Annotated in this window: 3 protein-coding genes; 2 read left to right on the top strand and 1 reads right to left on the bottom strand. The window is 71.9% G+C overall.

Going from position 1 to position 6457, the window contains the following annotated elements; translation table 11 throughout:
• Positions 1-301 precede the first annotated feature (301 nt).
• Together ACFU99_RS28700 and ACFU99_RS28695 are read left to right on the top strand one after the other, a co-directional pair.
• Positions 302-3583, top strand: a complete 3282-nt coding sequence (locus ACFU99_RS28700) for a lantibiotic dehydratase (protein ID WP_384397485.1) — start codon at positions 302-304, stop codon at positions 3581-3583.
• A complete protein-coding gene (locus ACFU99_RS28695) occupies positions 3580-4887 on the top strand; it encodes a lanthionine synthetase C family protein (protein WP_384397482.1) in 1308 nt (435 codons plus the stop codon). The genes ACFU99_RS28700 and ACFU99_RS28695 overlap by 4 nt, the downstream gene beginning before the upstream one ends.
• Before the next feature lie 122 nt (positions 4888-5009).
• Here the strand turns inward: ACFU99_RS28695 and ACFU99_RS28690 are convergent, their stop codons facing one another.
• Complete coding sequence (locus ACFU99_RS28690; protein WP_384397479.1) at positions 5010-6047, bottom strand: amidohydrolase family protein; 1038 nt, start codon at positions 6045-6047, stop codon at positions 5010-5012.
• Between the last annotated feature and the right edge of the window lie 410 nt (positions 6048-6457).

The following is a 6457-nucleotide window of genomic DNA, read 5'->3' as shown; positions in this document are numbered from 1 at the left end:
GCCCTCCGCGGATATGGCCATGCCCGCGGATGCGGGCGCGACGTCCTGGATGGCGGTCTCGGTGAGGTCGATGTCGAAGAGGTCCTGGACCATGTTCTCGGGCATAAGAATTCCTCCCAGCCTGTCAAGTACGCCGCCCTTCGGCGGCCATGGCGGGAATCTAGGTAAGATCGGCCGGCGAAGTCAAGGGGTGCCGTAAACGCGTTTTCGCGGTTACTGTGACCGCATTCCTCAGCGATCCGATCGACGAAGAACTCCTCAGTTCATTTCACAGTGCAGTCAGTAATGGGGTGTGGCAGGCATGCGGGGTGGGCAGAGAACGGAACCGCTGTTCCGCTGCGCGGACGGAATACTGCTGCGGGCGCCGCTGCTCGCGCGGGACGAGGTGCGCGCGACCTGGTGGGACACCGAGAACGGCGCGGAGAGCCCCGAGGTGCTCCGCGCCCGCCTGGTCGGTGCGCTCGCCGACGACCGGTTCAGGGAGGCGGTCGAGGTCTCCAGCCCCTCGCTCGCCCGTACCGCCGACGCCGTGCTCGCGGGGCGTGCGGTGACGGCCTCGGACCTGCGCAAGGCGCTGCGGGCCGTGACGCGCTACCGGCTCAGGGCCGCGTCCCGCCCCACGCCGTTCGGTCTCATGGCGGGCGTCCTGTGGGGCTCCTTCGGTGATGCCACCAAGGGCGAACTGACCGGCGAGGTGCGCAAAACGGCCCGGCCCGACGCGAGCTGGCTCTCCCAGCGGATCGCCGCGTGGGAGCGGGACCCCGCGGTGCTCCCAGGGCTGAGCATCGTGGCGAACGCGCTCTGCTTCGTACGGGCCGGGCGCCTGGTGCTGCCGTTCGCCCCCGACGGCCCCCGCCTCCAGTCCGCCGCGGCCTCGGGCGACTCCCCGGGCGGCTCTTCGGGCGGCTCCCCGGGCGGCTCCTCGGCCGACGACGGCCGCCCGAAGACGCGAACTCTCAAGTACACCCCGGTCGTACGCTCCGCGGTCGAGGCAGCCGCCCGCCCACTCCCGTACGACGAACTCATCCAGCACGTCGAAGCGGACTTCCCCGGAGCGCCCGACGGCGCCGTACGCGGCCTCATCGCCCAACTCATCGCGGCGGAAGTACTGCTGACGGATCTACGGCCGCCCTTGGACGCGACCGACCCGCTGGCGCATGTCAAGCGTCTCCTCCCGGCCGGTTCGGTCGCCGCCGAGCAGGTCGCCGCGCTGGCCACGGCCCTCGCCGACTACGGCGACACCCCGCTCGGAGACGGAACCCCCGCCTGGCGGTCGGTACTCGATACGGCCTCGTCCACCCCGTCCGGAAACGGAGGCGGCAGGGGAAGCGGCGGCATAGACGGAAGCGCCGCCGGATCGCCGACCGCACCCGCCCACTCCGTCCAGGTCGACCTGCGCCTCGACGGGACCGTCGAAGTGTCGCGGGAAGTGGCGCGCGAACTCGAACTGACCGCCGCCGCGCTGTGGCGGCTCTCGCCCCCGGGGCCGGGCCGGCTCTCCGAGTACCACCAGGAGTTCGTGGAACGCTACGGGCTCGGGCGCTACGTACCCGTCAAGGAACTCCTCGACCCGGACATCGGCCTCGGCGCCCCGGCCGGCTACCGGCTGCCGCCGAGCCACCGGCCCGCCCCCGGCCCGCCCCCCATCGGCACGGAACGACAGCGCCTGCTCCTCGGGCTCGCCGCCGGAGCGCAGGCGCACGGCGTACGCGAGGTGGTCCTCGACGAGGCGTGGCTGAGCAGGTTCGAGAACGCCGACCGCGACACCGACGGCCGCAGCGACAGCGATGCCGACGCCGTGGCGCCGCCTCCGCTGGAGCTCATCGCGCAGATCGCGGCGGAGTCGGCGACCGCCGTGGACCGGGGCGACTTCACCCTGGTCCTGAACGGCGCGGCCACCGCTTCCGGCGGGCTCATGGGCCGGTTCGCCCACCTTCTGCCGCCCGTACAGTCCGAGGCGATGCGCCGGACCGTACGGGCCGCCCGCCAGGCCGGCGAACGGCTGCCCGTCCAGGTCCATCATCAGGCGGCGCAGCATCGGCACGCCAACGTGGCCCAGGTGCCGACCTGGCTGGACGGCCGGCTCGTCGTCGGGTCCCACCCGGGACCGGCCGCGCCCGGCGTCACGGATCTCACGCTCGACGACGTTCTGGTGTCGGCCGACTCCGAGGGCTTCCGCATCGCCTCGGCGGCGCTGGGCCGCGAGGTGACGCCCTCCGCGCTCCACGTACTCAACCGTGAGCTGGCCGCGCCCAACGCGGTGCGCTTCCTCATCGAGGCCGCCGCGTACAGCCGCAGGCAGTGGCGCATGTGGGAGTGGGGCGCCGCCGACGACCTGCCGTTCCTGCCCGCTGTACGTACCGGCCGCACCGTCCTGAGCCCGGCCCGCTGGCGCCTTGAGGCCACGAGCCCGCCGCTCGACGAATGGCGCGCGCTGTGGGGCGTGCCGGACCATGTCCAGCTCGCCATCGGCGATCACCGCATCCCCCTCAACCTCACCGTCCCCGCGCATCAGGAGATCCTGCGGCGCGAGTACGAGCGCTGGGGCGTCGCCATGGTCCACGAACCGCCCACGGGGCAGGACGTGGACGGCGGCTGGCTGCACGGTCCGGGCGGGGCCCATGACGTCGAAGCCGTCGTGACACTGACGCCGTGTCAGCCGCAGACCGCCGCGCGCCGACCCGCCAGGGCCACCACGATCGCCCGCACCTCCACCTCAGGAACAACCGTGCGTCGCGGCACCGGCGAGATCCCGCCCGGGGGCCCCTGGCTCTACGCGACGCTCTACTCCTCCGCCGAGCGCCAGGACGAACTCCTGACCGGCCCGCTCCGGCGCTTCCTCGCCGAACTGCCCGCACCGCCGGACGCGTCGGGCGGCGTCGACCGCTGGTTCTTCATCCGCTACGCGGACCCGCACCCCCATCTGCGGCTACGGCTGCAAGGGGCCCCGGACCTCCTCAACGGCCGCCTACTCCCCCGACTCCACGACCTGGCCAGGGAGTTGTCCGACGCCGGGCTCGCCCGTGGCCTGCGGATCGACAGCTACTCCCCCGAGACGGAACGCTACGGCGGTACGGCACTCCTGCGCGCGGCCGAGGAGGTGTTCCACGCGGACAGCCTGCTGGTCCTGGAGCGGCTCGCGGCACCGACGGACGACCGCATCCTGTCGGCGGCGTACGACGTGGCGCACCTCGTACGGTCCTTCCACCACGGCTACGGCGGCGACTGGCGCCACTGGCTCACGGCTACGTACCCCAAGCGCGAACAGCACCACAAGGCGTTCGCCGCCCGTCGCGGCGCCGCCCTCGCACGAATCACCCCCGACGGCGCGCCAGACGCACCAGACGCCCCCGATGCATCAGGCGAGCCCTACCAGGCTGTCCCGCAGCGGTTCGGGCGTCTTGTACGGGAAGCGGAGGAGCGGGGCACCCTGAGCGTCGCCCCCGACGCGGTACTCGCCTCCCTGGTCCATATGCACTGCAACCGGCGGCTCGGCACCGACCGCACGGCCGAGGCCCAAGCGCTCGCCGTGGCCCGTGGCGCGATCCAGGCACACCTCGACCGGGAAAGGGCACGTTCATGAGTGACGATCTCGTCGCACTCCTCGCCCAGCGACTGTCCGATCCGGCGGCGCTCGCAGCGCAGGTAACAGCGTCCGAGCATCCCGAACTGGCCGAGACCCGCTCGCTGTGGCACCCCCAGTCCCTCGCGGACGGGCATGCCGGGGTCGGCCTCCTCTTCGCGGCCTTGGCCCACGGCTCGCCCGAGCACGCACGGATGGCGTACGCCCATCTGTCAGCGGCGGTCACCGCGGTCCGCAGGCCCGCACATGAGGGCCTGTACCTGGGACTGCCCGCCGTCACGTTCGCCGCCCGGGCCGCCGTCACCCAGCCGGGCGAGTACGCGAGTCTCCTCACCAAGCTCGACGAACAGGTCGCCCTGGTCGCCCGGAAGCTGGTCGATCAGGACGCGCCCCGCATCGCGGCCGGTACGGCGGGGGCCCGTATGACCGGCTATGACGTCGTGGCCGGACTCTCCGGCCTGGGCAGGGTGCTGCTCGCCGCCGGCCCCGCGCACCGGGACACCACAGAACTCGTCCTCTCCCATCTCGTCGCCCTCACCCACCCGGTCACCGGCCCCGGCGGCCGGAACGTTCCCGGCTGGTGGACCGCCGACCCGATCCTGCTCAGCGAGCCGGACGGCATCCCCGGCGGCCACTTCAACGCCGGTCTCGCCCACGGCATCCCCGGCCCGCTCGCCCTCCTCTCCGTGGCCTATGACGCGGGCGTACGAGTCCCCGGCCAGGAGCAGGCCATCCGCGACATCGCCGAATGGCTGCTCGCCCGCCGCGGCACGGACGGCACCGGCTGGCCGAACATCGTGACCCTCGACCAAGAGCTGGCGGTGGCCTCCGGCGACCGCCCGGACCTGGGCAGGGTCCGCGCCGGCTGGTGCTACGGAACCCCCGGCGTGGCCCGCTCCCTCCAACTGGCCTCCCTCGCCTTGGCAGAGCCCGAATGGAACCGGCAGGCGGTGGCCGCCGTCGCCGCCGCCTGCGACCAGCCAGGCGGGGAGCGCGGCTACGACGACGCCACGCTCTGCCACGGCTTGGCCGGACTGACCACCGTGGCGGCCCTGATGTCCCGCGAACCCGGCGGCGAGCAACTGTCGGAGTACGTGGGCAAGTTGACCGCCACCCTGATACAGGCCGCTGACCCCGATCGCCCCTTCCTATGGCCGGCAACCGCCCCCATCGGTCCCACCACGGCCCACCGCCCCGGCTTCCTCGACGGAGCGGCAGGCGTCGCACTCGCACTGCACTTCGCCCTGAACCCGACCGCACCCGTCGGCGCACTGCCGTGGGACGCCGCTCTGCTGCTCCGCTGACGCGGCGCGGGTCAGCAGCAGCACGGCGGGAAGCACTCCGCGGGCCGGCCGGAGCGTGAGGCAGCGCTCCGGTTTTTTCCCCCCCGACCGGGACCGGCTTACCCCTGCGACCGGCTGACGGATCAGGCCGACGGGCGCTTGGCGCGGGCGGTGAGGCGTTCCCAGTTGCGGTGACCTATGTCGGCCTTCTGGTCGTCGGTGAAGGGCGCGTTCTCCAGGAAGGAGCGGGCCTCACCGTTGCTGGTGTCGACGTAGGGGAAGCCGCCGGGGCGGAAGCCGTAGGTGAAGGGGTAGTCGGTGGAGTACAGCATCCGGTCGGTGCCCATCACCTCGGCGGTCCAGCGCAGGTAGCGGGGGCTGTTGGTACCGCTGCCCGCGACCCAGAAATTCTGCTTGAAGTAGTCCGCCAGGGGCTGCCGCAGGCCGCCCGCCTCGGCGAAGAAGCCGGTGTGGTCGAGGTAGAACAGCACCACTTCGCCCCAGTGACCGGCGATCACCTGCATATCGGGGAACCGGTCGAAGACACCCGAGAAGATCATGCGCAGGTACTGGACGCCAAGGTCGTAGTACCAGCCGAGTCCCGCTCCGGCCAGCACGGGACCCACCGGCCCCGGGAGGTCGGAATAGTAGGCGTCGACGACGGGCTGGGGCGGTGTCTGCGGGTGGAAGTGCAACGGCACGGCCAGCCGCTCGGCGGTCGCGTACAGCTCGTCGTTGTCCGGATGGTCGGCCGGCTTGTCCCCGGTACGGCCGTACAGCATGGCGCCGGGGAATCCCAGCTCGACCACGGCGCGCTCCAACTCAGCGGCGGCCGCGGCCGGTGACTGCGTGGGGATCGCGGCGAACGCCTGGAAGCGGTCGGGCCGGGAGGCCACGATTTCAGCGAGCTGATCATTGGCGTCGCGGGCGACGGCGACGGCGTCGCTTTCCGGCAGGTCCTGCACACCCGGAGTCGACAAGGACAGCACCGCGACATCGACGCCCTGATCGTCCATGTGCGCCAGCCGCCGCTCGCCTACCTCGCGCAGGTTCTTCGCGATCGGGCTGTCCCCGAAGCCGCGCGAGAAGACCTGCGGCGATCCGGCCCGCTCGTACGCCTCGTAGACGGCCGGCACGACGACGGTCTCTTCCACCCCGACGATCCGCAGACGGTTGGACATGGCGGCTCTCCTCGCACTGATGTTTCCATCGGAACGACTTCAACGATACCGGCGAAATTATCGATGTCAACACGCTTGCGATACCATCGATAGTCACACCGGATCCCGGGCGACGTTACCGTTGATTCACACCTACCAAAGCACCCCATAAACCACCAATACGGGCAGCCGGAACCGCCCGAACCACCCGCGCACGACGCCCCGCCAGTCCTCGTCGACGGTCAGGTAACTCATCGGACGGGCGAGGCCATGGACGGTCCGGCCGCCGTCCGGGGGTGTCCGTGGCCAGCGCCATCGCCCATCGGCTGTGTGCGCAGCCCGAGGCGTACCCTCACCGGCCGGTCACCCGGGGCGCGGCCATCCCCTCGAACAGGTCCGCGGACATCTGCCGCATGGCCTCGGCCCAGCCC

Origin of the sequence: Streptomyces sp. NPDC057654 (genome assembly GCF_042800135.1) — a bacterium.
In the GTDB taxonomy this organism is placed as follows: Bacteria; Actinomycetota; Actinomycetes; order Streptomycetales; family Streptomycetaceae; genus Streptomyces.
This window is presented reverse-complemented; position numbering and strand designations above follow the sequence as displayed.

Bases quoted from the DNA above. Each gene is read 5' to 3' on its own strand.
- ACFU99_RS28690 (WP_384397479.1), bottom strand. From the start codon at position 6,047: ATGTCCAACCGTCTGCGGATCGTCGGGGTGGAAGAGACCGTCGTCGTG.
- ACFU99_RS28700 (WP_384397485.1), top strand. From the start codon at position 302: ATGCGGGGTGGGCAGAGAACGGAACCGCTGTTCCGCTGCGCGGACGGA.
- ACFU99_RS28695 (WP_384397482.1), top strand. From the start codon at position 3,580: ATGAGTGACGATCTCGTCGCACTCCTCGCCCAGCGACTGTCCGATCCG.